Raw genomic sequence first — 25,411 nt, 5'->3', positions numbered from 1 at the left:
ATGGGCCAGAACGAACTTCAATCCGGATTAAATCGCGGGGGCAACGTCAGAGATTACCGCGAGAATCTTTGCGACACTCTCTTCAACAGACAAACTGGCCGTGTCGAGACGAAGATGCGGACGATCCCATGTTTCGTATCTTCGTGTTGCAACCTGCTCCCAAGTAGGGAGCCTCAAGCCCTCGACCATGGAACGACGAGTTTCCACGCGATGCCGATGCTCCGTTTCATCGGAGCAGACGACTTCAACCTCAAGGAATCCGACGCCGGCCTGTTCCGCAACCTCCCTATATGCCGTGCGCGTTATCTCGATGGGATTGACCGAGTCGGCTATCACGAAATGGCCTAAGCGAAGATTGTCGGCGGCGACACGATAAATTGCCATGTAGCCAGCCGGTCCGATTTCGGCGTCGGGAGACAAGATGCCGGAAGAACGTATCGCTTGTTCAATGGAGTCTATCCGCAAATAGAAGGCATTGATTTTGTCGGCCAAACTTTGAGCAATGGCGCCTTTTTTCCAGAACCTGGCAGTCCCCCAAATATGATAAGCATGAGTTTTCCTTCTACGCACTGTCGCAAAAATCCCGAAACACGCGACAGTCGCACAATCAGAAATTATGCGACATTATCCGTATGGCGGCGGACGCAACGCTGATCATCTCTGCATCTGCTCCTGGCCTTGCCGAATACAGGGCGGCAAAGCGACCCGGTCATGTCACGCTACCGGCAGGGGCGCCGGCTGATTCCAGCCGGAGGCTCGATCATGATTGACAGCCCGCAATAGTCAGCTAAACTGATCGTCAGAAAGGTGAGTATTGGCCAAGAAAGCGCACACAGCTGATGGACTTGCATCTTCATCAGACGCTCCGGCGCAGGAGATTCCGCCGAAGCACCGGAAGGTCGGCCACCTCTCGCGTCGCTTGGCCCAAGTCTATCTGGGCCTCATTGAGGAGGTTCTGCGTGACCACGATCTCGATCCGGCCTTCTACAGCGTCCTCGCCGAGTTAGCCGAAGCGCCCGATATCGATCAGAAGCGCCTTGGTGAGGCACTGGGCATAGACCGGACGACCATCGGGGAGATCGTCGATGTGCTCGAGAGCGACCGGCTCATCGAACGGCGGGTGAGCCCCGAGGACCGGCGAGCTCGAAAACTGCGCCTCACCGAGGAAGGCGAGGCACTACGGCTGACGATCCGCCCCGCGATGCTCAGGGCGCAGGAGCAGCTCGTCCAACCACTGTCGTTCGAGGAGCGTCCGCTGTTCGTCGACATGCTGTACCGCGTCGTCTCCGCGAACCTTGCCCATGAGGCTAGGAGCGGTTGGGGGCGACGAAAGCGACGCAAACCACGATAGATTTTGGAGACCGACATGTTGATCACCAGGCGCCTTGCTCTTCCGCTCCTCATGTCGGTCGCTCATCCACCTCTCTCTTTCGCGTCGGAGACGGCATGGCCTCGTCATGCCGTGAAGCTCCTGACGCCATCCCAGCCCGGCGGTTCGCCGGATGTCATCGCCCGCGTTTTCGGCGAAGCGCTTGCGGGGCTTTGGGGGCAGAGCGTCATAACCGAAAACAGGCCGGGCGCCGATGGCAGTCTCGCCGTCAACGGTTTGCGAGAGGCCGCCTCGCTCGAAACCAGCCATGCGCTTCTCGTCGCGCCAACGACGGTTCTGACCGTCATTCCCGTCCTGCGCGAGCGCGTGCCGTATGATCCGGTCGGCGACGCCCAACCAGTCTCGACTGCCGCCGCCGATTTTCTTGCCATCGCAGTGCCAAGCACTCTGCCCGTGCATTCCCTCGACGAGCTGATGCGCAGCGTGCAAGCGAACCCCGGTCAGATGAATTGGTTCGCTGCTCCTGGCGGGCCGTTCATGGTGTTCACCGACTGGATGCGGCGCCGGAAAATCGATATGGCCTTCGTTTCCTATCGTGGCGCGCCGGACGCACTTCGCGACCTCGCGGAAAGCCGAATCCAGGTCATCATGGCGCCCCTGGCGCCGCTCCTTCCACTAGTCGCAGGCGGCAAGGTGCGGCTCATCGCCGTCAGCAATCCCGACCGGGCGCCGCGCGCGCCAGACATCCCGACCGTACAGGAGGCGGGGCATTCCGAACTGACATTGGAAGGAACGATAGCGTTTTTCGCCCCGCGCAACGTTTCCATAGAGCAACGCCGCAAGATCGCTTCGGACATCGCCTCCGTCGGAGCAAAGCCGGAGATCGCGAACCGCCTCGCCGGCGCCGGGCAGGTAGTCAAGACAAGCAGCCCGGAGGCCCTCAACGCCTACATGCAGGAGCAGGCCGAGCGGTGGCGGCGGCTCGCGCGAGACCTCGGCATCCGGCCGACCTGAACATTGTCCGCGCGTTCTGAGGGCGTCTCTCTCCGGGAGACCGCTTAATTTCTAAGGAATCCTCACCATGCGAAAGTTGCACCATTTCACAGTCGCGGCCGCCTGTTCGCTCATAGCCTCAATCTCGATCGTCCATGCTTCGGAAGGCAATGTGTCGGCTCAAGCCTGCGCCGCGCGGGACTTGAAGGTGGTGACGCTGATCGAACAGCGCGGCGAAGCGCACAGCCTGCCGGCAGAAGAACTGGCCGATGCCTTCTTCAAAACCATGGATGCACGGCGCGCCTGCAATGACGGACGCTTTGAGGAAGCTCTGGCGATCTATTCCCGCGTCATCGCCCGGTTGAACGCCGCCGCTCCCTGACTGATCGAGACAGGTCGGGAGTTCAGAACCATGACCGGTGCAGAAATCGCGATAGCCGCCTTCGCGGTATCGAATGTGGTTCGGGTCTTTGCCTATTTGCCACAGATCGTGCGGATCGCTCGAGATCTCGGTGATGCACGGGCGGTCTCATGCGCGACCTGGAGCCTTTTTGCGGTCTCACACCTAGCTACGGTGGCCTATGCGCTCGCGGTAGTTGGAGATTTGACTATGGCGGCCATCTTCACCCTCAATATGTTCGCATGTCTTGCGATCCTCGGATTGACGATCCTGAAACGATATCGAAGGCGCGAGCGATCGCATTGAGCCGCTGCTTGAACCGGCACCACGACGGGGCGGCCGGCCTTTATGTGTAGGGCGGCTTTTCCACCAGGATTTCGCGGACGGTAGCCGCGAATTGCTGAGCCATCGGGCTCAACGTCCGGTGCTTGAGGGAGATGAGCGCCGCCGGAACAGACCAGAGCGGCAAGGTGATCGGTAGAACTGCGAGTGACGGGCGAGGAGGTCCGTAGTGCAGCAACGAGCTGGGCATGACCGTGATGAAGCGGCCCTCGGGAAGCAGGCTTGTGCGAAGATTGATCGAATTGGTCACCATGCGCACCTTCGGCGGACTGCATCCGAGGGCAGCAAAGGCTTCATAGACAGGTACGCCGGGCTTCCATTCCTGGGTCGATAGAATCCATGGTTCGTCCACTAGATCGGCAAGCGAAGGGGGCGGCCGTGAAGCTAAAGGGTTGGATTGTCCCACCACCACCAGAAGCCTCTCGTGGAACAATGGTTCGACGTCCAGATCATCCACGATTTCGTCATCCCAAACCCGTCCAAGTACCAGTTCGCAGCGCCTTTCGCGCAGGGCTTGGACAAGCATGCCGGAATCCCCGAGCACGGTTTCCAGAGCCAGGTTGGGCCGGCGCAACGACAGGCGGTTAAGCACGGCGGCGCCGAAACCCGCCGCCATAACCTCCGCAAATCCGAGACGGAGTTTGCCCGCCGTCGGATCGGCAAGGGCGACAAGGTCCTCCATCCCCTGACGCAGTTCGTCGAAGATTGCGACGCTACGCTTCAGCAACGCCTCGCCATAGATCGTCGGCTCGACGCCCTGGGGGCTGCGGTCGAACAGCGGCACGCCGAGCATCGCTTCCATTTCAGTGATCGTCCGCGAGACGACCGGGCGGGAAATCGCCAGCACGTCGGCGGCCCGGCTCATATTGCCCTGGGCCGCGACGACGGCGAAGACATGCAGGTCGCGCGGCTTGAGACGACGTCCAGTTCGATCGTCCCAACGCATCGGCGCTCCGTATCGAAAAGGGTACATCGATGTTCGAAACGAGAACTTTATGGTGACACCTCGTTTCGTCAAGCTGTTCTCATGTTCCTCATGGGATCAAGGCGATGACTGCAAGAAGACGATTCATGGCATCTCTTGTTGTGATGGGGCTGGGATGTGCAGCGGCTGGTGTGGCGCATGGGCAGGCGGCGAATGTTCCTACAACCACCCTGATCACCCCGACGTCCGCCGGCGGAGCCGCCGATACGCTCTGCCGCATCGTCGCCGAAAAGCTTGGGCCGCTCCTCGGCCAGACCATCATCGTCGAAAGCCGCATGGGCGCTGGAGGGACGATCGCTACCGGCTCAATCAGTCGCGCGGCGCCGGATGGCCGGACGCTGTTCTGCGCGCCAGAATATATCTTCATCAGCCACCTTCTCAGTCCGGGAGCGGTCGATCCTCTGAGCCTGGAGCCGGTCAGCGTGCTTGCGACTTTTCCGACGGTCATCGTCAGTCGCGCGTCATTGCCGGTCGCGACTTTTCCCGAACTGATCGAATATGCCTACGCTAATCCCGGCCGCCTGAACTTCGCCTCGCAAGGCAACGGCTCAATGGCGCATCTCATCCTGGAGGCAATGAAGATGCGCGCCGGCGTCGAGATCACCCATGTGCCTTATCGCGGCGGGATGCAGGCGATCACCGACATGCTGGCCGGCAATATGGACCTTTACGCCGTCCCGCTGCCAGCTTCGCTGGAGCACATCCGGATGGGCAAGATCAAGCTGATCGCGCCAGTCGCCCGCGAACGACTCCCCGAATTCCCGGAAGTGGCCGCGACCGCCGAGTTGCTGCCCGGTTTCGAGGCCGCAACCTTCCTCTCCATTGCGGCTCCTCCCGCGACGCCGAAGCCCATCGTCGAGTCGATCGCAGCGGGGATTCGCACCGTCCTTCAGATGCCGGAAGTCCGAGAGCGCTTCGGAAGACTACAGGCCCGGCCGCACGCAACTTCGCCGGCAGAGATGCGCCGCCTCGTCGGAGACTATGTCAACGCCTGGCAGCCAGTGATCGCCAAGGCGCGGATCACCAGCAACTGAAGGCCTCTACGGGACTTCGCTCAGATCATACGGCGCTCTTCTGACGACGCCGATGGTGGGATTGGAGATCAGGATGGCTACCACATTCATGACGCTCAACGAGCGCTCCCAGAATTATCTGCTTGCACATCAGCCGTCCGAGCACGCGATGCTGAAGCGCCTGCGTGAAGTGACGGCTGCCCATCTCGAAGCGAGAATGCAGATTTCACCCGAGCAGGGGCATCTGCTTGCCCTGCTGGTCAGGCTCATCGGCGCGCGGCGCGTGCTGGAGGTCGGCACATTCACCGGGTATAGCGCCCTGGCGATGGCGCTCGCCCTGCCGGCAGATGGGCGCTTGGTCGCCTGCGATATCAGTGAGGACTGGACAGCGCTCGGGCAACCGTTCTGGCAGGCCGCTGGCGTCGCCGACAAGATCGAGCTCAAGCTCGGAGCCGCCGCCGACACGCTCGCCGCCATGGTGTGCTCTGGCATGAAAGACAGCTTCGAGCTTGCCTTCATCGACGCCGACAAGACGGGCTATACGGAGTATTACCGCCTCGCGCTGCGTCTCGTCCGGCCAGGTGGCCTGATCGTGCTCGACAATATGCTCCGGCGTGGTCGCGTGGCCGACCCTGGCAATAATGAGCCGGACACGGTTGCGCTGCGCGCGCTGAACAGCGCGATCCGGGATGACGAGCGCGTCGACCGGGTCCTCCTGCCGATCGCTCACGGCATGACCATTGTCCGCCGCCGCTGACGCGGGCTTCAAAGATTCTCCGCGCCACCTTGCCCCAATTCTGAAGGAATCTCGGTCATGGGAAAGCTGCACCGTTTTACGAGCACGGCCATCTGCGCGGTCATAATCGCAATACCAATCGAGCGCGTAGCGGCGAGCGGAGCGATCCCTCAAGCCTGCGCATCGAGCGATCTCGCAGCCTGGACCCTCATCGAGCGACACGGAGAGGCACAGAGCCTTCCGCCACAAGAGATCGCCGATGCCTTCTTCAGGGTGATGGATGCCCGACGTGCCTGCAAGGACGGACGGACCGAGGAGAGCCTGACGATCTACGCGCGCGTCATCGCACGGCTGAATGGCACCAATCCTTAAAGCCATAGATTACGGAGGCTAGCACCATGACCGGTGTAGAACTCGCGATAGCTGCCTTCACTGCTGCAAACGCCGTCAGGGCTCTTGCCTATCTGCCTCAGATCGCACGGATCGCCCAGGATAAGGGTGACGCAGGCGCAGTCTCATGCGCGACCTGGTCCCTCTTTGCAATCTCTCACCTTGCCACAATAGTCTATGCGCTGTGTTTGCTTAGCCAGCGCCGGATTGCGGTGCCGATCGTCCCATCCCCTCCGCCGCGAACTGAAGTCGGCTGGACGCAGTCATGGACAGCCACGCTGCTTCCGCGACGACGGCTCCTAGCCCACCGTGGTGCAGTCTTCTTCAAAGCAGGCCAGTAGCGACTGTTCGTCACCGGCCTCGACCTCGATCAGGCAATCGGGATGCAGCCCGGCCTGTGCCAGCGCAGGTGCGACAGATCTTGGCGGTTTGCCCGGCTCTCCAAGCCGCATTCCCGTTCATTCTGGGGCGTCCCGGGACGTCGCGCATCTTACCAAGGCTGCGCCACGCTTGGCTCGCACGGACCAGGCAGCCTATTGCCGCTGGCCACGCGGTTTCTGCGTCTCAGCCTTCTCTGCCGCCAAAGGCTTTGTGTTGATGCGATCGGCTTGATCGTGAGCCAGATCTTCCAGGCGCTCTCCCTTGACCAGGTTCGGGTCAATCCGCTCGGCGGGATGAGCCGCAATCGCCCGCGCCGCTTCGGCGGCAGCCTGTGCCTCCTGGCGTTCCTTCGCGGCAATCGTCTCGGTCTGCCGGACCAAAGCCCGGTCGGCGACCTGTTGAAGGGACGAAGGGGAAGTGCCGGCATCGCTGCGCGCCTCGCGCTCGATGGCACGGTCGCGGATCTGTTCGGCGCGCTGCGCTTCCCGGTCTTCCGCGGCCTGGATCTCGCGCGCGCGGGCGATCAGCTCGTTGGCACGCGGGCCAATCATGGCACGTGCCTCTTCCTCGCTGATTTGCGTCGCCCCAGTCTCCTGCCGGGCCTTCAGATCGGTCCGCACGGCCAGCATTTCCATCGCCTCGGCCGAGCGTCGCAGGAATTCCGCCCTGGTCGCACCGGTGAGCAGGCCGGCGGTCACCTGCACCGCGTCGTTGATGTCCTTGAGGTTCTCGCGCATCTCGGCGGCGCTGGCTTCAGTCATGGCGATGCCTTTCCGATAAGTATCCAGACGGGAAAGGACACTACCAGACGATGCGGCCATGGTCAGCCGTTCAACATACTGCACAGCGATCCGACTATCGGGTGCGGTGCCGGCAACCGCCCTCCAATCCTCCAGGGCGGCATTCACGGCCGCCAGCCTTCGGCCCGTCTCCGGGATGAGGATAGGATTCTGCCGGGCGCGCTGGATCCGCTCGCGGGCGTTCTCGACCACATGCGGGTTCATTTGGGCGTAGGCCCGGTCACGGGCCTCCCGGCCAGCACGCGGCCGCTCGGCGGCATCCACGATGGCCTTGTCGCGCGGCCCGTAGCTCTGGGACGACGCGCGATAGGTTGCGGCCGTCGCGACGATCTTCAGCCCCTCGGCCTCGGCATGCTCTGCATAGGTATGACGCCAGCACCGCAGCACCGCGGGCCCGGTCCGCAATCGCTCTCCGTCCTCGCCCTTGACCGCCACGATCGCGTGGACGTGCATGTGGCCGTCGGCTTCCTTGTCGTCATGCAGGGCGAAGGCGAATTTGTGATCGGCGAACTGTTCATGGAGGAACCCGCGCGCGGCCCGCACCAGAGCTTCCTTGTCCGCCCCGGCTTTGGCCGACAGGATCATGTGCATGGTGTCACGGGGACTGAAGGAGTTCAGGCTGCGGTGCCAAGCCTGGGCAGCCTGCCGGACCTGCTGCTCCGACCCGATCAGGCCACCGTCTCCATTCCTCGCCGGTCCGTCGTGCACCAGCCGCGAAAGCTGGAAGACCACGCCCGCCTTGCCGTGGCTGGGCTCGCCGACCAGAGTGACACTGACCGCATCCGCCTCGACGCCGAGCGCGCCGGCGATACGGTCGCCGATGATACTCTTCGTCGGTCTGCTGAACGTGAGGCGCCCGTCGGCGCCTCGGCGGGCCGCAACATGGAAGCGTTCCTTCACGGCCTCATCGCCGTTCTCGCCCTGAACAAGTGCGCGGCCGGCCATGGTTGCCACCACTCGGGCCGAGCACGAGCCGTCCCCGGACGTGTCGATCCGATAGGCATAGCGATGGCCCGAGAAGGCAACTTCGACCGCGGCGGCCAACTGTTCCTCGCCCTCCCCTTTCACCGAGAGGCTGAAGGTTGCGACGTCGTCGCTCTCCTTCCGCTTGTCGAAGCTTCTGGCCCATTCCTTCATCTCGGCGGCCACCGCCTCATGGGTGCAGAGAATCTTGCCCTCATGCGTTTCCAGCGCCGCCTCGTCGCGCTGGATATATTGGCCGATGGCGGTCGCCCGCGCTCCGCCGTGGCCATAAGAGATGACCTTGAGCACCGCCGGCTGGTAGCCGGCAGCAAGCTTCGTCGCTGAGCTGGCCGAGGCGCCTGCGCCCGGCACCAGTGGCCTCGACGTAGCCGGACCTCCGATCCGGGGAGCGCCTTTGCCGCGAGGGGCATCCTCCAGGGCATCCCTGACAGGGCTGGCATCCAGGGGCGACACCTGGGCTGTCCGGAACATCGCCGTAGCAACCTCGCGAGGCCCCTCCCCTGCCGGTCCCATGTTCCCGCTTCGCGTGCCGCGAACGCGCGGCGCGCTCGCAGACCAGCTGGCAATGTCGAACAGTTCCGCCGCGCGTCGCCGCCGTGCCCGATTGGCCTCTTCTACTTCGGCATGCGCCCGCAGACACGCCGCAAATATCTGGAGCGCGGCCTGGTCGATGCTCATGACCGCAGTTCGGGCAGATGGGCCGCCCGTCTCAGTTTCAGGCCGTGCGCCACCGTCATGGCGGTCAGCTCAGCGTCAAGCTCGCGGATACGTTGATCCAAGACCTCGAAAACGGGGAGTGCGCTCTCCAGCAAGACCGCCCGCCCTCCATGAATAGCATGCAGCAATTGGCTCAGATTCCGTCCGACCATCCGCACCTGGGAAGCCAGCGCCGCGACCACTTTGGTGTTCTCCGCCGACAGAGCTGGCCCCACGTCAAGACTTCCCCGGACGATGCGCCGCAAGGTCTCCGCGCGGCTCAAACCGAAACTGGCCGACGCCTGATCGAGCAGGGAGCTGACCTCGGGCGTGAGATCCACCCGCGCTCGTTGGCGGTGATCCGAGGCCGGCTTTTGACCTGACATGGGCTCCGCCTGGAGGTGAGGGGTTCATCGGCTCAGCCGACCCAGGTGGCCATCGGCCATCTGCTCAGCGATTTGGACCCAGATTGCGTATCTTGTCAATTCAACTGAACCACCATCCATCCCATTCTGCTCATTCCAACTCACTGCAATACATCTCCTTTCACCAATGTGAATTGGCGCCAAAGCGCATTGGTGCCAATGTGTTCATTATACTGTTCGCTTGTCGCATTCCCTCAAATGCGCCAAAACGCATTGGCACCAATGCACAAAGTGACAAAGAGCATCCGGGAGAAGGAAGTGAGCCACCGGCCCGCCCAGATCACGATCGCGTCTCCGAAGGGCGGCGTGGGCAAAACCATGGCGACGATCCTATTGGCAGGAGAATTCGCTGCCGCGGGTTATCGGGTCGCGGTGATCGACACCGATCCGCAGCTCTCGGCGGTCGAGTGGAGCAACAACAGCCGGCGCGCCGGCTTCGCCCTTCGGAATATCACCGTCACCGCGGTGGGCACCGCTGACATCCTGATCGAGGAACTCGGGCGCCCGCGCGAGGATGACATTCTCCTCGTGGATGTGCAGGGCACGGCCGCGGCGGCGCTCGGCCCCGCCGTCGCCAACGCCGATTTCGTGCTGGTCCCGACCAAGGCGCATGTGTTCGATGTGAAGCAGTGTCTCGGCCTCATCCGGCACATTCGCTCCCTCGGCGGCCGCCACCGCGAGATCGCCTATGGCGTCATGATCAACATGGTGGGGGGCATCGAGCACAACACCATGGCGTTCCGCACATCGATCGCGCTGTTGCAGCAGGCCGAGGCCCGGATCCTCGATGCGTTTCTCTCGCAGCGGCCGACCTTTGCGGCGATCGCGACGGCCGGCAGCCTCTATGAGATCGAAGCCAGCACCAAGGCGATCAACGACGCCCGTGATCAGACCAACGCGCTCGCGGCCGAGATCACCAGAATTCTGAACGGAGGCAATGAGCCCGATGGGCAAGGATGAGAGACCGGCCGGCGCGCTGGCGCTGCCGAAGCTGAAGCCGCGGTCCGCGGCCGTGGGCCAGTTCAGCCGCACCATGGCCGCGATCGTCCAGGCAGGCGTGGATGAAACACCGCAGCTCGTGCAGCAGGTTCAACACGCCCCACCGGAAAGGAAGAGGATTGCGGCTGCGTCGGCGAAAGATCAGCAAATGGCGCGGGTGCATACGCGCATTCCAACGCCGCTAATGGTCGAGCTCCAAGTCTATTGCGCCCGAAACCGAACGACGATGCAAAGCGTGGTCGAAACCTTGATCGCCGACTTTCTCGCAGCGCAAAAGGAAGAGCTGCACGGCTGATACGATGTTGTCATCGGAACACCGGAGTGCGGGGGGATCGTTCTTCGTTGACACCGCCATGGCGGGTGCCTGATGAACCGGCAGAGAGAGGAAACCACGGTGCCGATCGGCGCCGTGACCGCAGCCGGCCGGGTCCGAGGAAACCCCTCACGCGACGAGAAACCCGGTCAATCCGGGCGCCCTCGTCCCGCGAGAGGATCGTCACCCGAATAGGCGAAGCCCGCGTGCGGGCTTCGTGAGCGCAGTGAATAGAGCCGCCCGCCGCAGGCGGCTCGCCCGAATCATCGCCATTGGACAAGAAGCCAAATCCCTTTCGAAACAGCCATGATGTTCCCCCAAGCTCGCGACTGGCGATACCAGGCGCTGTCGCCGGGCCGTATCAACCGGAGGGAGATACGCGTCGGCATCGAAGCCCACCTCCTGCGAGATAAAATGGCCATGCTGATGGGCCTGCGCCAAACTTGCCGCGGCTGCCTATCGCGAGAATGAATCGGTCGTGGCTGATCGATTCACGAACTGCATTGGACGGCGCTTTCATGGCAAGCGACACTCCGGTCATGGCCAAAGAGGACGCAGACCCGCTCCACCTCCACCGCATCGATCCCAGCCGGAACATGCGTCGGTTCTATGCACTGTCGCTCCAGCGGACCCTGTTCGGCGGAGCCTCGGTTATTCGCCACTGGGGGCGCATTGGGACGTGCGGCCAATCGATGATGCAGACCTTCGATCATCATGATGATGCCGCGACCGCGCTCGGCCGCCTCGAGCGCAGCAAGAGGCGGCGCGGCTATCGCAACGCCGGCGGCGAGGCGGTGGGCTGAGCGCGTCCGCGGATCCCGGCCCCGTCATGGTCAAGGCGAAGGCCCCGCCTCGCGGCGGAGCCCTCTCGTCGGAGTGTGTCAGTCCCGCATCGGCCGGGACCAGATCAGCTGGAGACCGTCTTCGCCTTCGACCTCGACCAGCGTGGCGTAGATCGGGGCTGGGAAGGACGGGTCGTCGAGCTTCACTGAGAGGTAGTCGCGGCCCTCGTTGGAGACCTTTTGCCAGGCGGCGCCGAGCTCAACATTCGCCGCGGCGAAGATGCGAAAGTGGGGACCCTTGTCCGAGGGGTTCTCGATGCGGACCAGGCGGGCCTTGACGTTGAGGGTGAGGGTGCGGATCGAGCCCTGGAAGCCGGTTCCGGTGGAGATGAAGGTGCCGATGTTGGCCATTGTCTCATTCCTTGTTTTCCGGGTCTCGCCCATCGCGACCCGATGGCGGTCGTGAGGCCGGGGGCGATCGGCCCGCACCGGGAGGGCCGGAATGCGGTGGAGGGCGGCCGGCGGCGGCTTTTTTGTTTGGCGATGCAAAGCCGAAGGCGGCGGAAAAAAGTCGGCGCAGGACGTTGCGGGGACAAGATCGAGAGCGCGCACAGCGCGCTCGTCCATCGGCCAGACCAAGTCCAGCGGTTCGCGATGGGGGTGGCTTTCGCAAAACACGTCTGGGAATGACGACATGCGCGTGTGCATCGGCCTCACCGCCGACAAGGCAGCACAGGAGCGTGCATCCCCTTCGAGGTGTCGCCCGAGAGCGCCATCCCAATGAAGCGGGCCTTGCGCTCGTTATTCTGCCACATGGTTGCGTCTAGCGAGCCCTCCGTCGCATAGGCGAAGATATCGACCTCATCGTGCGCATTGCCCTGCCGAACAATGCGGCCCTCGCGCTGTTCGATCTGGGAAGGCAGCCAGGGCACGTCGAGATGATGCAGCGCCTTCAGGCGAAGCTGCGCGTTGACGCCGGTCCCCATGGTTTCCGAGGAGCCGATCAGGAAGCGGACCTTGCCGGCGCGAACATCGCCGAACAAGCGCTGCTTGGCCTCGCTCCGCTTGAAATCGTGCATGAAGGCGATTTCGGCGGCTGGCACGCCAAGGCGGATCAGGTCCAAGCGAATCCAGCGGTAGGCCGAAAACCCACGGCTCGCCTCGACGTTGATCGTGCCGAGATCGGAAAAGATCATCTGCGCCGCGCCGGGCTGATCGAACGGCTCGCCGTCCGGCCGGACATAGGTGTTGCTTGCCGTCGCCTGCCAGATACGGAAGGCGTTGCCGATCATTTTGTTGAGCTTGTTATCGCGCTCGTTGTCGTTCGCCGGGTCGACCAGGCGCAGCTCGATCGCGGCATGGCGCCAATCGGTGATGACGGAGAGCAGGATGTCGTCGCCCGGCTACGGCGGCCGGTCGCGCTCCTCGATGGCCTTGATGCGAGCGGCGAGCTGGAGCTGGTAGTTCTTGAAGGCCTGCGTCGGCTTCGAGGCGATGATCAGGCGTCTGCCGGTGGCGATCGCCGGCACCTTCACGTACTCGCGAAGGCCCCCGGGTATCACGACGTCTGCGAAGGAGCGGAACATCGCGATCAGCTCGGGCACGTTGACGAAGCCGGCGAAGCGAGAGACCGGTTTGTAGCTGCCGGATGGCTGAAGCTCCAGCTCCGTCGTGGTATCGCCGAAGGTCGAGGCCCAGGCGTCGAACTCGTGAAGGCCGCGCTCCGACACGACACGCTCGCGTAAATCGACGGACAAAGGTGAAGGCATCGCCATCCTCCTTCACCCCTCAACGTCCCGACCCTCCAGCCGTCCCAAACCGCTCGGGCACGGCTCTAGCGCGACATCGCTTACGTGGAAGAAAAAACTCACCACGACGATGGCGGCAGAGCGGTCGCAGCGATGCCACATACCGCTCTGTCTAGCTTACTTGACCGCGAGGACATCCCAGCGCTCGATGACCGGCGGCGTGGCCAGAAGCTCATCGGCGTTCTGCATGAGTGCTGCCGCGATCGGACCGTTGAGATGTGCGGTTCTGTCGCCATCATTCTGAAAGGCGTCAAAGATCGCGAAACTGCTTGGTCCGAACTTTACAGCATACCAGACCGGAGTACCGGTTTCGGCTTGTGCCAACGGCAGCGCGTCCTTCAGAAACTTTTCCAAAGCCGCTTCTTTGCCAGGCTTGGCGTTGAGCCGCACGAATAAGCCCATATGTGTCATCTTCATCGTCTCCATCTTTGGGTGTGGTTAGGTTGACTTCGAGCTGCCTGTGGTATCCGCCATTGCGCTTGTCGCGCCGGTGGCGACAACGAGGGCCGCCGTGAGTAGGAACACTTCAATGGTCCTCATTTTCTTCCCTATTTGATCGCGCCATCGTCGGCCGCGTCGCTAGACTATCATCGCAGCGGAGCGCTAGCGCTTGGCAGAATTGACAAACCTGATACCATTCTCGCCATGAGCACAGCTACGACAATTTTAGCGCTTGATGGGGTGTTCGATACTGGGCTTGCGGCGTTTCAGGACACCTTAGCGACGGCGCGAGACTTGGCGCCCCCCGCCTTGCGTGAAAGTTTGAACTCGTCGGTTTCCAGCATTCGTCGCGCAACACGTACAGCGCACGGCCTCGCAATCCCTACGGTTCGGGCCGACGCCCTCCCGACTCCCGGCTTTGTCTTCGTGCCGGCATTGGGAGCGAAGACGGAGGAAGGCATTGCCGACGCCCTTGCTCATCCCGATGTAAAGCGAGCTGTCGAACTATTGCGAACCTGGCAGGCAAATGGTGCGACTATCGCTGCTGCTTGTACGGGGACATTCGTCCTCGCCGAGACGGGATTGTTAGACAAACAAGAGGCCGCCACCAGTTGGTGGCTCGCACCTTTCTTTAGAGCCCGGTATCCCAGCGTTGCACTCGATGACAGCCGTGCGCTGGTGGGTAACGACAGGGTCGTTACCGCAGGCGCGGTGCTCGCACATTTCGATTTGGCGCTCTGGTTCGTTCGTCAGCGGAGCCCCGAACTGGCCGACACCGTCGCTCGCTACCTAATGCTCGATCCTCGCTCGCCTCAAGCCACCTATGCCATCCCGGATCATTTGCGCCACGCCGACCACCTGGTGATGCTCTTCGAGAAGTGGGCGCGTGAAAACCTCGATACGGGCTTTTCCTTGAAGCAGGCCGCGGCCTTTGTCGGGACAAGTGAACGAACTCTGTCCCGCAGAATCAATATGGTGCTGGGCCGCTCTCCATTGTCTTATTTCCAGAGCCTGCGCGTTGAACGAGCGGCTTATCTCCTGAGAACGACCAAATTGGGAATGGATGAGATCGCAGCCCGCACCGGCTATGATAATGCAGCCACTCTCCGCACTCTGCTACGTCGTAAGACTGGCCGCACCGCCTCAGAAATTCGCCGGACGAACCATTTAGGAGTGCAGGATTAGAGCCGTGCCCGAGCGGTTTGGGACGGCTGGAGGGTCGGGACTTTGAGGGGTGAAGGAGGATGGCGATGCCTTCACCTTTGTCGGTCGATTTACGCGAGCGTGTCGTGTCGGCCGTAGCCGCGGGCGCGTCGTGTCATCAGGCTGCAGCCCGGTTTGGGGTCAGCGTGTCCAGCGCCAGCCGCTGGTCGGATCGGTTTCGCCAGGGGGGACAGCTTGCGCCCAAGCCGTCGGGCGGCGATCATGCCTCGCACCGGATCGAGGCGCAGGCCGACCTGATCCTGACGATCTACGAGGCGCGGCTGGCGATCTTTCTGCGCGAACTGCGTGACGCTTTGGCCGAGCGCGGCCTGCAGACCAGCACGAGCAGCCTATCCCGCTTCTTCGCCCGGCGTGGCATCACCCGTAAAAAGGGGCAATCCACGCCGCCGAGCAGGCGCGCGAGGACGTAAGGGCATCCCGCGAGGCTTGGTTCGAGAACCAGGACGCCCTCGATCCCGACAGGCTGTTTTTCCTCTGATCGGCCCAGGTGAGGATGGCGTTCGAGGTGAACTCGCTGCCATTGTCGCTGACGATCATCCTCGGCCGGCCGCGATCGGTGACGAGCCTGTCCAACTCGCGTGCAACCTGCATGCCCGAAAGCGACGTGTCGACCACCAGCGCCAGCATTCGCGAGTGCAGTCGTCGACGATCGCCAGGATGCGGAAGCGACGGCCGTCGGTGAGCTGATCCGACACGAAGTCGAGCGACCAGCGCTCGTCGGGACGCAGCGGCACCAGCATCGGCGCCCTGGTCCCGATCGCCCGCTTGCGGCCATCACGCCGGCGAACGGGAAGCTTCTCCTCCCGGTAGAGCCGGAACAGCTTCTTGTACGGCTATGGTCAGGCGACAACCTACAAGTGGATGATTATGGAATTCCTGATCTTTTCGGAGTGCCCAGCTTCTTCTGGGGTGACTGAATGGACAAAATGACTGTTGGTCCACTCCGATCTGCTGAACAAGCCCCGCGGAGTGTCGCGCATCGATGATCCTCCTCGTCGTGAGTGGCCTGATCGATCCGGCCTGATTCATCGACTGGCGGGGTGGCCGATTTCACACACAACCCCAGCCATGCGAGGCGTAGCGGCGTCGGCCCGACCAGCCGCGTGTGGCTGCACCCTTCGGCCAATGGGACAATCGACCCTCTCGTCGCGTCGCATGCGTCGGGTGGGGTGTGGACTAAATCAGCCGATCGCCGATGCCATTTCGGTCAACACGTGCATTGGCCTTGCAGGATCAGCCTCGATGCACTCGCGTAGCTTGCTCGCCGATCAGCTCGGACAGTCCGTGGGCGACATATATCTCGGGGCCATCGGCCGGTCGCTGCTCTCGGTCGGCATCTTCATCATCTACATTGTAGGCCTGTCGACATTGCGGCCACAAGCTATGCCGCCGCTGCCGCCGGAAGCGCGCGGCGAGATCGGCCGGAAGCTTATCGCTCAGGTCCTGTGCAAATGACGAAGCGGCCGCGTGCGCCGGCCCGGATAGGTCTTGCGGTCCAGTTGCCGGCGACGAGGACCACGTTGCGCCGAGCAAGGAAGTTGCCGCCGACCACGTCCTGCAGGAGAGCTGGTTGACCGAGCTCGGCACTATATGCACCTTCAATGACCGAGGTTGAACGTCTCCGCGGGCTGGTCGTTTCCTCATTCGGCAGGAGATGGTTTGTCGTATCGACTGACAGAGGATCGTCGCTAAGGAGTTTCCGAACATGCGTAAATGAGCGTAGGCTGGGCCAAGATCCACCCAGCGGAGAGTTCACGATGCTCCTTTCAAGAACCCGATGCGTCGCGGCAACTTTCTCGATCGCCGTCCTCCTGCCGGCCGGCGCCAGGGCCGATCATTGGCGCCAGACCGCCGATCCGCAGGTGGTTCAGGCCTTGACCCATCTTGCCGCGATCTATGGGCAATATTGCCAGGCCGGCAATCCGCAAGCCTGCCAGGCCTACCAGGCCGTCCAGAGGGAAGGCGCGGCCATGCTGAATGCCGGATATGATTGTCGGGTCGCCGGCAATCATCAGGCCTGCGCCTATTATCAGAGCGCCTATCAGAGGCTAACCGGCACATATCTGCAGGTGCAGCAGATGGTGTCCATGGGCTCGATGCAGCGGCCCATGGCTCCGTCCGGGGTCAACCCGCTGGGCTCAACCCACCAGGAGCGCATGGGCACGATTCAGCGCTGGGGGCAGGAGAGGATGCAGTGGGGACAGCAACGGATGCAGCAGATGGACCAAAGCCATCAGCGGTTCATGCAGACGCTGCGGTAAAAAGGCGAGTATTGAGCGCACCGCGATCCACGTTATTCGGAATGCCAGGAAGGCCTTTCCCGTTAGTCGCACGCGGCGCCAATCCTGACAGCTTCACCCAAGCATCTAACCTTTCAGCGAGCGTGACGGTATGAAAGGCGGAGAGCTTGTCGGACGCGGCGTGGCTGTACGACGGCGGCACAGTATTGACGGTCGTCTGCCATCGCCGATCGAAACCGTCATGCGTGAGCGGCTGGGACGTTAGCGTTACCAGGAGACATCTGCTTGAGCGCTTTCCTGTTTGACGCCCTGTATAAAATTACGCCCTCCCTTCGGTATACAGATGTTCTCAAACCGGACAAAAGACAGAATCGGCACCGTCTGCTCCGGCACCAATTTCGAGCGCCGCGCCGTGTGAACAATGCAGGCGTTTTGCCTGTGCAGAGATTTTGATGAGGCTGCGCCTCACGCGCGAATCAAGTCGCTTCCACCTCGACGAAGCGCACGCCGATCGCCGTGGCGTCGCGCCAGACCACGCGGCACAGGCGCGTCGCGACGCGGTGGCCGGCCAGGCGCAGCAGGAACTCGTCAGGCGGCTCCATCGCCTTGAACAGCGAGAGGCGGGCGCCTGTTTCCGAAATGTCGAGGATCATGCAGGGGTGGTGGCCGCCGTCGTCTAGTGTCTCGATGGCCACGGGATAGGAGATGGCTCGTCGCTGAGCAGCGCGCTTGTCGCGTTCGCCAGGGGCGGGACGGGAGGATTTGCACGATCTAGGCATGGCACAGGCATCAGCAGTGGTCTGTCCGAACTATAGGTTCCGAACGTTACGTAAAGCTTTCCGCATTGCGTCAACCCTGCCGCGTGGATCAGCCGCCCGAGAGCCGCTCCACATAGGGCTTCGTGAGCGCAGCAAATAGAGCCGACCGCCGCAGGCGCCTGGCCCGGATCTCACCAAGGGACAAGATGCCAATTCGCTTCCGAAGCAGGCGTGATGTTCCTCCGCGCTCGCGACTGGCAATACCCGGCACTTGGCCGGGCCGCATCAACCGGAAGGAGACAATCGCGTCGGCATCGAAGTCTGCCTCCTGCGAGATGAAACGGACATTCGGATGGGCCAGCGCCAAACTTGTCGCTGGTGTCTATCGCGAGAATGAATCGATCGGGACTGATCGATTCAGGAAATATGTTTGACGACGCTTCCAGAGGAAGCATGACTCCGGTCATGGCCGGGAAGAAAGCAGACCCCCTCCACCTGCACCGTATCGATCCCGGCCGGAACATGCATCGGTTCTATGCGCTATCGCTCCAGCCGACCCTGTTCGGCGGAGCCTCGGTCATTCGCCATGGGAGACGCATAGGGACGTGCGGCCAGTCGATGATGCAGACCTTCGATCATCATGATGATGCCACAACTGCACTCGGCCGCCTCGGGCGCGGCAAGAGGCGGCGCGGCTATCGTGACGCCGGCGGCGAGGCGGGCGGCTGAGCGCGTCCGCCGATCTAAGCTCCGTCATAGGCAAGGCGAAGGCTCCGCGTCGCGGCGGAGCCCCCTCGTCAGGCGGGTCAGTCCCGGTTCGGCCGGGACCAGATCAGCTGGAGGCCGTCCTCGCCCTCGACCTCGACCAGGGTGGCGTAGATCGGAGCGGGGAAGGACGGGTCGTCGAGCTTCACCGAGAGGTAGTCGCGCCCCTCATTGGAGACCTTCTGCCAGGCCGCGCCGAGCTCGACATTCGCCGCGGCGAAGATGCGGAAGTGGGGACCCTTGTCCGAGGGGTTCTCGATGCGGACCAGGCGGGCCTTGACGTTGAGGGTGAGGGTGCGGATCGAGCCTTGGAAGCCGGTGCCCGTGGAGGTGAAGGTGCCGATGTTGGCCATTGTCTCATTCCTTGTTTTCCGGGCCGCGCCCATCGCGACCCGATGGCGGTCGTGAGGTCGGGGGCGATCGACCCGCACCCGGAGGGCCGGAACGCAGTGGAGGGCGGCCGGAGACGGCTTTTTTGTTTGGCGATGCAAAGCCGAAGGCGGCGGAAAAAAGTCGGCGCAGGACGTTGCGGGGACAAGATCGAGTGCGTGCGCAGCGCGCTCGTCCCTCGGCCAGACCAAGTCCATCGGTTCGCGATGGGGGTGGCTTTCGCAAAACACGTCTGGGAATGACGACATGCGCATCCCCGCATCGGCCTCACCGCCGACAAGGCAGCACAGGAGCGTGCATCCCCTTCCCCCATGTCTTCGGCACAGGATTCGCGGTCCGCGAACATCCATGGAGATCGGTCCTGCGGCAGTGCCTCTCCTCGGCGGCTCATCGGGCCGAGCAAGCTGTCGTCCAAAGGCGCAAACGCCCACGCGAAGCTGCCGGGCAAACCGCGCTTCCCGACCTCGATGCCGAACCCCCTCCCAGTTGAGGATCTTATGGGCGAGGCCTTCGTCAGCTTCCGCGCCCGGCTCCACCAAGACCTACGACGAGGGTCCGCCGCGGGCGGCGCCGGATGAGAGGTCCCGGCGCCAGGTTCTCCAAGCCGCGACAGCTGCGTCGCCGACAAGAAAAAGGGGCCTCACGGCCCCTCGTCCTGGTACTCGCGCAGTCGGCGCTCGGCTTCCGCAAGCGCCGCCTCCAGGCGCCGCTGCGCCTCCTTGCGTTCCTTGCGGGTCATGGGGCAGTGCATCAGCTCGGCCCGCTGCTCGGCGATTTCCTGGTAGATGTCGCGAACGTCTCTCATGTGAACCTCCTGCGTCTAGATGACGGAGGCAGACGACCGGGCGTTGGAGGGACGGGTCAGGGATCACAAAGCGACCGGCAGCGCCGGCGCGTGGGGGAGCCGATTTTGTCGGCGCGCAGCGGCGAGAAAATTGGGGGCACTGCGCGTCCTTGACGCGGCCCGACTGCCGGTATGATATAGGGTCATTGGGAGAAAGTCGGTCTGGCTCGACCGTCGGGCCGGGCTCGCTTGACGCTAAAGCCCGTACATCCCTTCGCATTCGTTCGCGAAAAGATCGAGCTGGCCGCGGTCGGCGGCATTCGACAGGTCGGCCTGGTCGAGCGGCACGCACGAGCGATGGAGGAAGACCTCGCCACGGATGCCGCGCAATCCAGAGCGCAGCGCCCGGTCGGCGGCAACGGCGTCGCTCCAGGCCTCCTCGTCGCGATCGCGCATGGCCCGCCGGCGGCGGTCATCGTGGAAGGGGCATCCGATGCAGGCGCTCTTCGGCGGATTGGGATAGCCATGCCGGCGCAGCCAGGCGAGGCAATCGTCCCGGCTCATCCGCTTCTCGATCAAGGGAAATCGCTTGACCTGCCAGGCTTCGAAGCTCGGCTTTGCCCTCACCACCTCATCGGTCGAGATGCCGATCCACTGCTCGACGACGGGAACGGGCGGCGAACGCCTTCGCGTGAGGCCAGCGAGTTCTCGCACCTTCCTGCGGATTGGGACAATCTTGAACTCGGTCGTGCATTGCCGACGGATCATGCCGATCGATACGATCTCCGTCGCTGTCCTGCGCCGGCCGATCTCGACCAGCTCCCCTTCATCGTCCTCGTCGAGCACGGGAAGGTCCGAGCCAGTCGGCGTCACCGTCTTGGTGAAGGCGGGGATCGAGGCCCAGCGCTCGCCGCTGCTGGCCGCCATCAGGTCGTCGCGGATGTTGCCAGCCGAGACGATGTGAACAGGGAAGGGCAACAGATTGCCTCTCATCAGCCAGGCGAGATGCTCATAGACCGCCCGCGGCTCCCAGCCCGTGTCGGCGAAGATCGCGCAGTCGCGCATCGGCCCGACCTCGCCATGAGCGGCGAGGAGAGCCATCGTGGTCGACTGGACGCCCGCACCGAGCGAGAGTGCGCGCAGGCGGATCGGAGAGGGCGATGAACCCTCCATTGAAACTGGCGGGGCGCAAAACATCAGGCCGCCTCCCGCCCGGTCTCTGCGCCGGGCTGGAGCCCATGCAGGAAGGCGACGGCGCGCTGTGCGTGGGCCGCGGCCTGGAAGATGGCGCGCCGGTCGTCGGCCAGCACCCTGAGCCAGCTCGCGACATAGGCCGCATGGTCGGGCCGTGGCTCCAGCTCGGGCACGATGCCGAGATCCGCGCAGAGCAGCGCCGAGCCGATTTCGGCGACAAGCTCCTCGCGCGCGCGTTCAGTGCGGTCCTTCCCGTAGCGGCTGAGATCGCGCCCGACGCGACGGGAATCTGCCGTCCAATGAATATGCTCATGACTCAGCACGGCGACGTAGGAGGCGGCATGGCGAAACGCCTCGAACGGCGGCATCTGAATGTGGTCGCTCGAGGGCGAATAGAACGCCCGCACGCCGCCATGGCGGATCACCGCGCCTGCGTGTGCGAAGAAGAGATCGGCCTGCGCAATGCGCTCCATGGGATCGAGCACGGGCAGCGGCGGCGCATAGTAGTGCTCCGGCAGGCCTTCGATTTGGCCGACGTTGAAGACGCCATAGGCTTTGCGGAACGGGATGGCGCGCTCGACCTCATCGCCGCGGGCATCGGTCTCGGTCTTGGTGAAGCGGCTCGCATAGATGACGGTCGTGCTGGTTTCGCCCTTGCGGACATGCGCTCCGAGCTCGCGCGCCTGCCGGAATGTCATCCAGGTCGGCGCGGTGAAGCCGCGCGCGATCGCCTCCGACCAGAGCAACAAGACGTTGAGCTCACTATAGGGCTCGCCGTTGTGGCGCAGCGGCCGCGTGATCCGGCCGGCCGTATTGCCGACATTCCACGGCTGGACCCAGGGGCGCACGCCCTTCTCCAGCTCCGCCGCGATCCGAGCCGTGATCCGCGCATAGATGTCGGTGCGCGATCCGGTTTCCTTCTCTCTCATGATTCAGACCTCCATTTCGGAGGCCGCGCCTATCGCGGCCCCGTCACGGAGGTCCTCGGCCGGGACGATCTGGGGGCCGTGCACCCGACCGCGCGCCGCGCCTGCGCGGTGGGCGGGAAGGGCCGCAACGCCAGTGAAGGACGGCGCAGCCGTTGCCCGGACCGCAGGTCCCGGCAGGACCGCCATCCGGGACGGGCCGCGTGGCGTGGTCGGCATTCCGCCTTCCCGAGGCGCGTCCATCCGACGGTTTGTCGGATATCGCAGGCAACCCGACACGACGATAGGCCGGCCTCCCGAAGGGCCGGCCTGTCGCCGTATCGAGGTGGAGAACGGGCGGGGACGACGCCCCGCCCGAGCGGCTCAGCCGAAAGCCGCCATCTGCGCCGCGGCCGCCCTGCGGTCGACGCTCTGACCGGGATTGTCGAGCGGGCGTTCGAACGGCTTCCACTTCTCGCCGACCACGTGCTCGTAGGCAGCCACCGCGCCTTCGGCGGCCATGAGGAGGACGTGCGATTGAAGGGCCATGTCAGCCGCGAACTCGCGCTTGCGCTGTGCGCCGCTGTCGAACCCGACCGGGCCATCGACATCCTCGTCACGGGCGTCGCAGGCCGCCTTGGCCGTCGCATCGCGGGCTTCGGAAACCGCGCGGCTGTAGAATTGGCCAGCCCCGTGGGCGGAGCCGACATAGGCGCCGACGATACGCTGGAGGTGGATCTGCATCGCCCGCTCGCCGAGCCCTTCGTTGAGAGCCTCGGCACTCGCGACGATTAACATCCGGTGGCTATCGCGGATGCCCTCGCCATCGAGAACCGGAAGGCCGAAGCTCTCGGAGATGAGGGTCGCCTGGGCGGTGTCGGGGCAGCAGAGCCTGATCATCTCGAGGGTGGTGCCCTTGCGGAGCTGGACGACCTTGCTGGGCCGGGGGGCGACGTGCGTGGTCTTGGTCATGGGGTAAGTCCTTTCCTTCGGTTCGCCCGGAGGGTCCGGACCGGCGCCTGCCGGCCTTCCCTCGGGTGCGATCGGAAGAAACCGGCGGCACGACCGGCCCTTCACAGGGTCCGGGGCTGCCAGATCGAGCGGAGCGGGTTTGCGCACAAGCAGGGCCGACCGGCCCTCGCGCTTGACGCGGGCCCGCTGTGCCGAGATCGGCGGCTCCGGCCGCAACGCGGCGCGTAGCGGCCTTGGAAAGGGCCGGCCGCCGGTTTACGAGCGCGCCAAACCCGAAGGAAGACCGGCAGGCGCCCGTGCGACGGCACCGAAGCCGATGGACAGGAAGGCCCATGACCCGGGCGAGCCGCCCCCAAGGCCGGCCCGGCTCCGGGAAACTCACCCTCCGATAAGTGGTCTCCCGAAGGGCCGACACGTCTGCAGAACGCCTATGGCGAGTGCGGCGTGCTCGCGATCGACATGAAGCTCCGCCGCGCGATACCCGGATGGACGGCGGCACCAGGCGCCCGGCACAGCACGACACGTTGGGCAGGCGACCCGGGTCACAGGATGGTCCGGCCAGCTCAGGCCGCATCTGCGACAGCGGAACCTCATGGTGCAGGCTCCGCAGCGGTAACGCCGAGGGGAATGGGTGGGCGTCGTCGCCCTTCCCCCATGATTGCGAGCCGTCCGCTCAGCTCGGCAATGGCGCGATCCTGCCGGGCGAGCTTCCGCGAGAGCGCGTCGATCTCCGGCTGGCGCTCGGACCGAAGCGCCGCCAGCGACGCACGGTAGCGCTCCAGAAATCGGCTCGGGTCCGGCGCCGCGCCGGTATCCGGAGCGCTTCCGGCCAAGCTGCGGGATCAGCGCGGTCATGCGCCGCGTGATCTGCCGGTCGATCATGTCGAGCTGACGCTGCGTCTGCCGACGGGCCTCCTCCATCCGGTGAAGGAGCGACCGGCGCTGCGTAGAGGCGATCATGTCCGCCTCCCCAACTGCCAGCCGACAACGTCGGATGGTCCATCATAGACCCGGTGCCGATCCGGATCGATGACAAAGCCGAAGCGCCCGACCACGTATTCGCCGGACGGCACGAGAAAGCGCAGCTCCTCCGTCCCCGCGCCGCGTCGGCCACCGATCTTCGCCACGCATTCGACGAAGCCCGCGTGATGGCTGGAGTTGATGCCCGCGACGACGATCCAGTCGGCGGCGTGCCGCTTCTCGAAGGCAATGCGGTCCTTCTCGTAGGATTCGCCGGGGCCGAGAACTGTGCCGAAGATCGTCTCCCAGGCATCCGGCCACCCGTCTTTCATCGTGCGCTCGGCGCAGCGCCGCTCATAGCCTGTGAAGAGGTCCGGGAAGGTGATCGCAACGATGGCCCAGGCGGAATCCTCTTCGTACCAGCCGCCGTCGCTGCGCAGCATGGGATGAACCTGCGCGTTCCGATCCACCGAGAGATGGAAGCCGCCATGTGCGGCGGTGGAATGCTCGACGATGCCGTCGGCGTGAATCGTGCCGGTCTGGGATAGCCCCCATGGCGTGCTGCAGGATGTGCGCGTCACCTCCCGCGAGAGCGACTTCAGCTCGCGGCTATGCTCGGCCTGCTCGCAAATGCACGCCCGAAACGCTGCCTCGTCGGCGACGTCACCGTGATGCGAATAGAAATCATCCCGCTTCAACTGCTCAAGCGGCCGCTGGACTCGCCATGCGCTGACGAGGAAGTGGCCAACCCGGCCTCGCGCCATGGCGAAGACGAGATCCCCGACACGGGCGACGAGCAGCCCGTCAGCGGTTCGGCCGAACGTCGCCCCCGGAATATCCGGGGGGTCGTCGTGCTGCGAGATAGCGACCGAGCGGTTGGGGACGGAGGCGCTCATGCCGCCCTCCCCTCGACGATATCGGCTCCGACCTCGTCCGCCGATACCTCCACGAGCACGGCGCGAGGATAGCCGTGCCGGCTCAACCATTCCTCGGCCGCCTGGCGGTCGGGCGCAAGGTGGACGAGCTCGGCGCCCTCGCCGGGACCGTCGAAGACCCGCACAGACCAGAGGGCCGGGCGCTCGAGGATCGCGAAGCGCAACGTCGAGGCCAGCGAGAACGTCCGGTACACGCGGACTGCGATGACGCCGCCGTCGCCGTGATCCGCCTCGTGCAAGGTGAAGCTCGCCGACAGCGTGACATTGCCCATGCCGCGCTCGCCCTCCTTCCGGACAAGGCGGCCTCGGCTGTTGTTGGTCTGCCAGGCCGAGAGCTTCCGCATGAAACGGGCCGGCGGCTGCGGGGTCCCGGCGGACCAGGCCACCAAGGCGCCGATGGGTGCTGTGTCGTAGATCAGGTGCGCGGACATCATGTCCTCCGTGTTTGCGCATGGCTGGAAACAGG

At 64.0% G+C, this 25,411-nt stretch carries 28 protein-coding genes and 4 pseudogenes; 15 read left to right on the top strand and 17 right to left on the bottom strand.

Features of this window, described 5'->3' with window-relative positions; genetic code table 11:
• Nucleotides 1-27: 27 nt before the first annotated feature.
• Nucleotides 28-570 carry an AAA family ATPase gene (locus tag OZ671_RS26230; RefSeq protein WP_328286401.1) on the bottom strand — a complete coding sequence of 181 codons (543 nt, stop codon included), beginning with the start codon at nt 568-570 and terminating at the stop codon, nt 28-30.
• Nucleotides 571-814: 244 nt separating this feature from the next.
• Between OZ671_RS26230 and OZ671_RS26225 the strand changes: the two genes are divergently transcribed.
• From OZ671_RS26225 to OZ671_RS26210, 4 genes are all read left to right on the top strand, one after another.
• The gene (locus tag OZ671_RS26225) at nt 815-1,351 is read left to right on the top strand and encodes a MarR family winged helix-turn-helix transcriptional regulator (protein WP_268863443.1); all 537 of its coding nucleotides are present in this window, start codon (nt 815-817) and stop codon (nt 1,349-1,351) included.
• A gap of 15 nt (nt 1,352-1,366) precedes the next feature.
• On the top strand, nt 1,367-2,344 hold the full coding sequence (locus OZ671_RS26220; RefSeq protein WP_268863442.1) for a Bug family tripartite tricarboxylate transporter substrate binding protein: 978 nt from the start codon (nt 1,367-1,369) through the stop codon (nt 2,342-2,344).
• Between the two features lie 67 nt (nt 2,345-2,411).
• Nucleotides 2,412-2,705, top strand: a complete 294-nt coding sequence (locus OZ671_RS26215; protein ID WP_268863441.1) for a hypothetical protein — start codon at nt 2,412-2,414, stop codon at nt 2,703-2,705.
• Nucleotides 2,706-2,735: 30 nt separating this feature from the next.
• Nucleotides 2,736-3,029, top strand: coding sequence for a hypothetical protein (locus tag OZ671_RS26210; protein WP_268863440.1), 294 nt, complete (start codon nt 2,736-2,738; stop codon nt 3,027-3,029).
• Nucleotides 3,030-3,069: 40 nt separating this feature from the next.
• Here OZ671_RS26210 and OZ671_RS26205 read toward each other — a convergent pair whose 3' ends face one another.
• Nucleotides 3,070-4,011, bottom strand: coding sequence for a LysR family transcriptional regulator (locus OZ671_RS26205; RefSeq protein WP_268863439.1), 942 nt, complete (start codon nt 4,009-4,011; stop codon nt 3,070-3,072).
• A gap of 125 nt (nt 4,012-4,136) precedes the next feature.
• Between OZ671_RS26205 and OZ671_RS26200 the strand changes: the two genes are divergently transcribed.
• The 3 genes from OZ671_RS26200 (at nt 4,137) to OZ671_RS26190 (ending at nt 6,171) form a co-directional block, all read left to right on the top strand.
• Complete coding sequence (locus OZ671_RS26200) at nt 4,137-5,084, top strand: Bug family tripartite tricarboxylate transporter substrate binding protein (protein ID WP_268863438.1); 948 nt, start codon at nt 4,137-4,139, stop codon at nt 5,082-5,084.
• A gap of 73 nt (nt 5,085-5,157) precedes the next feature.
• Complete coding sequence (locus tag OZ671_RS26195; protein WP_268863437.1) at nt 5,158-5,820, top strand: class I SAM-dependent methyltransferase; 663 nt, start codon at nt 5,158-5,160, stop codon at nt 5,818-5,820.
• 57 nt (nt 5,821-5,877) lie between these two features.
• Nucleotides 5,878-6,171 (top strand): hypothetical protein, encoded by a 294-nt coding sequence (locus OZ671_RS26190; RefSeq protein ID WP_268863436.1) that lies wholly within the window; start codon nt 5,878-5,880, stop codon nt 6,169-6,171.
• A gap of 214 nt (nt 6,172-6,385) precedes the next feature.
• Here OZ671_RS26190 and OZ671_RS26185 read toward each other — a convergent pair.
• From OZ671_RS26185 to OZ671_RS26175, 3 genes and pseudogenes are all read right to left on the bottom strand, one after another.
• Nucleotides 6,386-6,602: pseudogene (locus OZ671_RS26185) on the bottom strand (damage-inducible protein); the annotation flags it as partial.
• Between the two features lie 120 nt (nt 6,603-6,722).
• Nucleotides 6,723-9,032: a relaxase/mobilization nuclease domain-containing protein gene (locus OZ671_RS26180; RefSeq protein WP_268863435.1), complete on the bottom strand. Its 2,310-nt coding sequence runs from the start codon at nt 9,030-9,032 to the stop codon at nt 6,723-6,725.
• On the bottom strand, nt 9,029-9,391 hold the full coding sequence (locus tag OZ671_RS26175) for a hypothetical protein (protein WP_268863434.1): 363 nt from the start codon (nt 9,389-9,391) through the stop codon (nt 9,029-9,031). Before OZ671_RS26175 ends, OZ671_RS26180 begins: the two co-directional genes overlap by 4 nt.
• A 315-nt stretch (nt 9,392-9,706) precedes the next feature.
• On the opposite strand from OZ671_RS26175, the gene OZ671_RS26170 reads away from it, so the two are divergent.
• The 3 genes from OZ671_RS26170 to OZ671_RS26160 all read left to right on the top strand — a co-directional run bounded on the left by OZ671_RS26170 (nt 9,707) and on the right by OZ671_RS26160 (nt 11,590).
• Entirely contained in the window at nt 9,707-10,435 is a 729-nt protein-coding gene (locus OZ671_RS26170) for a ParA family protein (protein WP_268863433.1), read from the top strand.
• Complete coding sequence (locus tag OZ671_RS26165; RefSeq protein WP_268863432.1) at nt 10,422-10,769, top strand: hypothetical protein; 348 nt, start codon at nt 10,422-10,424, stop codon at nt 10,767-10,769. The genes OZ671_RS26170 and OZ671_RS26165 overlap by 14 nt, the downstream gene beginning before the upstream one ends.
• A 536-nt stretch (nt 10,770-11,305) precedes the next feature.
• Nucleotides 11,306-11,590: a WGR domain-containing protein gene (locus tag OZ671_RS26160; protein ID WP_268863431.1), complete on the top strand. Its 285-nt coding sequence runs from the start codon at nt 11,306-11,308 to the stop codon at nt 11,588-11,590.
• 78 nt (nt 11,591-11,668) lie between these two features.
• Here OZ671_RS26160 and OZ671_RS26155 read toward each other — a convergent pair whose 3' ends face one another.
• From OZ671_RS26155 to OZ671_RS26145, 3 genes and pseudogenes are all read right to left on the bottom strand, one after another.
• A complete protein-coding gene (locus OZ671_RS26155; protein WP_268863430.1) occupies nt 11,669-11,980 on the bottom strand; it encodes a DUF736 domain-containing protein in 312 nt (103 codons plus the stop codon).
• A 341-nt stretch (nt 11,981-12,321) separates the two neighbouring features.
• Nucleotides 12,322-13,293, bottom strand: a pseudogene (locus tag OZ671_RS26150) (helicase-related protein); the annotation flags it as partial.
• Nucleotides 13,294-13,494: 201 nt separating this feature from the next.
• On the bottom strand, nt 13,495-13,788 hold the full coding sequence (locus OZ671_RS26145) for a putative quinol monooxygenase (RefSeq protein WP_268863447.1): 294 nt from the start codon (nt 13,786-13,788) through the stop codon (nt 13,495-13,497).
• Between the two features lie 234 nt (nt 13,789-14,022).
• On the opposite strand from OZ671_RS26145, the gene OZ671_RS26140 reads away from it, so the two are divergent.
• Both OZ671_RS26140 and OZ671_RS26135 read left to right on the top strand, forming a co-directional pair.
• Nucleotides 14,023-15,003 (top strand): GlxA family transcriptional regulator, encoded by a 981-nt coding sequence (locus OZ671_RS26140; RefSeq protein ID WP_268863429.1) that lies wholly within the window; start codon nt 14,023-14,025, stop codon nt 15,001-15,003.
• A 65-nt stretch (nt 15,004-15,068) separates the two neighbouring features.
• Nucleotides 15,069-15,517 (top strand): annotated as a pseudogene (locus OZ671_RS26135) (helix-turn-helix domain-containing protein); the annotation flags it as partial.
• On the opposite strand, the pseudogene OZ671_RS26130 reads toward OZ671_RS26135, so the two are convergent.
• Nucleotides 15,514-15,872 (bottom strand): annotated as a pseudogene (locus tag OZ671_RS26130) (DDE-type integrase/transposase/recombinase); the annotation flags it as partial. The pseudogenes OZ671_RS26135 and OZ671_RS26130 overlap by 4 nt on opposite strands.
• 427 nt (nt 15,873-16,299) lie before the next feature.
• Here OZ671_RS26130 and OZ671_RS26125 point away from each other — a divergent pair.
• Both OZ671_RS26125 and OZ671_RS26120 read left to right on the top strand, forming a co-directional pair.
• On the top strand, nt 16,300-16,497 hold the full coding sequence (locus tag OZ671_RS26125; RefSeq protein ID WP_268863428.1) for a hypothetical protein: 198 nt from the start codon (nt 16,300-16,302) through the stop codon (nt 16,495-16,497).
• Between the two features lie 419 nt (nt 16,498-16,916).
• Nucleotides 16,917-17,303, top strand: coding sequence for a hypothetical protein (locus tag OZ671_RS26120; protein WP_268863427.1), 387 nt, complete (start codon nt 16,917-16,919; stop codon nt 17,301-17,303).
• A 455-nt stretch (nt 17,304-17,758) separates the two neighbouring features.
• Here OZ671_RS26120 and OZ671_RS26115 read toward each other — a convergent pair whose 3' ends face one another.
• A complete protein-coding gene (locus tag OZ671_RS26115; RefSeq protein ID WP_268863426.1) occupies nt 17,759-18,061 on the bottom strand; it encodes a PilZ domain-containing protein in 303 nt (100 codons plus the stop codon).
• A gap of 432 nt (nt 18,062-18,493) precedes the next feature.
• Here OZ671_RS26115 and OZ671_RS26110 point away from each other — a divergent pair, with 432 nt between their 5' ends.
• Complete coding sequence (locus tag OZ671_RS26110; protein WP_268863425.1) at nt 18,494-18,769, top strand: WGR domain-containing protein; 276 nt, start codon at nt 18,494-18,496, stop codon at nt 18,767-18,769.
• 77 nt (nt 18,770-18,846) lie between these two features.
• Here OZ671_RS26110 and OZ671_RS26105 read toward each other — a convergent pair whose 3' ends face one another.
• The 7 genes from OZ671_RS26105 to OZ671_RS26070 form a co-directional block, all read right to left on the bottom strand.
• Complete coding sequence (locus OZ671_RS26105; protein ID WP_268863424.1) at nt 18,847-19,158, bottom strand: DUF736 domain-containing protein; 312 nt, start codon at nt 19,156-19,158, stop codon at nt 18,847-18,849.
• 677 nt (nt 19,159-19,835) lie between these two features.
• Entirely contained in the window at nt 19,836-20,000 is a 165-nt protein-coding gene (locus OZ671_RS26100) for a hypothetical protein (protein WP_268863423.1), read from the bottom strand.
• Between the two features lie 234 nt (nt 20,001-20,234).
• Nucleotides 20,235-21,176, bottom strand: coding sequence for a hypothetical protein (locus tag OZ671_RS26095; protein WP_268863422.1), 942 nt, complete (start codon nt 21,174-21,176; stop codon nt 20,235-20,237).
• Complete coding sequence (locus tag OZ671_RS26090; protein ID WP_268863421.1) at nt 21,176-22,102, bottom strand: ArdC family protein; 927 nt, start codon at nt 22,100-22,102, stop codon at nt 21,176-21,178. Before OZ671_RS26090 ends, OZ671_RS26095 begins: the two co-directional genes overlap by 1 nt.
• A gap of 360 nt (nt 22,103-22,462) precedes the next feature.
• A complete protein-coding gene (locus tag OZ671_RS26085) occupies nt 22,463-23,050 on the bottom strand; it encodes a hypothetical protein (RefSeq protein ID WP_268863420.1) in 588 nt (195 codons plus the stop codon).
• A 956-nt stretch (nt 23,051-24,006) separates the two neighbouring features.
• Complete coding sequence (locus tag OZ671_RS26075; protein WP_268863419.1) at nt 24,007-24,906, bottom strand: DUF7007 domain-containing protein; 900 nt, start codon at nt 24,904-24,906, stop codon at nt 24,007-24,009.
• Nucleotides 24,903-25,376, bottom strand: coding sequence for a hypothetical protein (locus OZ671_RS26070; RefSeq protein ID WP_268863418.1), 474 nt, complete (start codon nt 25,374-25,376; stop codon nt 24,903-24,905). The genes OZ671_RS26075 and OZ671_RS26070 overlap by 4 nt, the downstream gene beginning before the upstream one ends.
• Nucleotides 25,377-25,411: the final 35 nt, after the last annotated feature.

Source organism: Phreatobacter sp. AB_2022a, from assembly GCF_026847585.1.
Classification (GTDB): Bacteria; Pseudomonadota; Alphaproteobacteria; order Rhizobiales; family Phreatobacteraceae; genus Phreatobacter.
The sequence above is the reverse complement of the archived record's forward strand: the minus strand, read 5'-3'. Positions and strand labels throughout refer to the sequence as shown.

Excerpts from the sequence above, each read along its gene's own strand:
- OZ671_RS26105 (WP_268863424.1), bottom strand. The coding sequence starts at position 19,158 with ATGGCCAACATCGGCACCTTCACCTCCACGGGCACCGGCTTCCAAGGC.
- OZ671_RS26215 (WP_268863441.1), top strand. The coding sequence starts at position 2,412 with ATGCGAAAGTTGCACCATTTCACAGTCGCGGCCGCCTGTTCGCTCATA.
- OZ671_RS26205 (WP_268863439.1), bottom strand. The coding sequence starts at position 4,011 with ATGCGTTGGGACGATCGAACTGGACGTCGTCTCAAGCCGCGCGACCTG.
- OZ671_RS26145 (WP_268863447.1), bottom strand. The coding sequence starts at position 13,788 with ATGACACATATGGGCTTATTCGTGCGGCTCAACGCCAAGCCTGGCAAA.
- OZ671_RS26075 (WP_268863419.1), bottom strand. The coding sequence starts at position 24,906 with ATGAGCGCCTCCGTCCCCAACCGCTCGGTCGCTATCTCGCAGCACGAC.
- OZ671_RS26090 (WP_268863421.1), bottom strand. The coding sequence starts at position 22,102 with ATGAGAGAGAAGGAAACCGGATCGCGCACCGACATCTATGCGCGGATC.
- OZ671_RS26110 (WP_268863425.1), top strand. The coding sequence starts at position 18,494 with ATGACTCCGGTCATGGCCGGGAAGAAAGCAGACCCCCTCCACCTGCAC.
- OZ671_RS26155 (WP_268863430.1), bottom strand. The coding sequence starts at position 11,980 with ATGGCCAACATCGGCACCTTCATCTCCACCGGAACCGGCTTCCAGGGC.
- OZ671_RS26190 (WP_268863436.1), top strand. The coding sequence starts at position 5,878 with ATGGGAAAGCTGCACCGTTTTACGAGCACGGCCATCTGCGCGGTCATA.
- OZ671_RS26070 (WP_268863418.1), bottom strand. The coding sequence starts at position 25,376 with ATGTCCGCGCACCTGATCTACGACACAGCACCCATCGGCGCCTTGGTG.
- OZ671_RS26165 (WP_268863432.1), top strand. The coding sequence starts at position 10,422 with ATGGGCAAGGATGAGAGACCGGCCGGCGCGCTGGCGCTGCCGAAGCTG.
- OZ671_RS26140 (WP_268863429.1), top strand. The coding sequence starts at position 14,023 with ATGAGCACAGCTACGACAATTTTAGCGCTTGATGGGGTGTTCGATACT.
- OZ671_RS26085 (WP_268863420.1), bottom strand. The coding sequence starts at position 23,050 with ATGACCAAGACCACGCACGTCGCCCCCCGGCCCAGCAAGGTCGTCCAG.
- OZ671_RS26115 (WP_268863426.1), bottom strand. The coding sequence starts at position 18,061 with ATGCCTAGATCGTGCAAATCCTCCCGTCCCGCCCCTGGCGAACGCGAC.
- OZ671_RS26220 (WP_268863442.1), top strand. The coding sequence starts at position 1,367 with ATGTTGATCACCAGGCGCCTTGCTCTTCCGCTCCTCATGTCGGTCGCT.
- OZ671_RS26100 (WP_268863423.1), bottom strand. The coding sequence starts at position 20,000 with ATGAGAGACGTTCGCGACATCTACCAGGAAATCGCCGAGCAGCGGGCC.
- OZ671_RS26210 (WP_268863440.1), top strand. The coding sequence starts at position 2,736 with ATGACCGGTGCAGAAATCGCGATAGCCGCCTTCGCGGTATCGAATGTG.
- OZ671_RS26160 (WP_268863431.1), top strand. The coding sequence starts at position 11,306 with ATGGCAAGCGACACTCCGGTCATGGCCAAAGAGGACGCAGACCCGCTC.
- OZ671_RS26180 (WP_268863435.1), bottom strand. The coding sequence starts at position 9,032 with ATGAGCATCGACCAGGCCGCGCTCCAGATATTTGCGGCGTGTCTGCGG.
- OZ671_RS26200 (WP_268863438.1), top strand. The coding sequence starts at position 4,137 with ATGGCATCTCTTGTTGTGATGGGGCTGGGATGTGCAGCGGCTGGTGTG.
- OZ671_RS26195 (WP_268863437.1), top strand. The coding sequence starts at position 5,158 with ATGGCTACCACATTCATGACGCTCAACGAGCGCTCCCAGAATTATCTG.
- OZ671_RS26095 (WP_268863422.1), bottom strand. The coding sequence starts at position 21,176 with ATGTTTTGCGCCCCGCCAGTTTCAATGGAGGGTTCATCGCCCTCTCCG.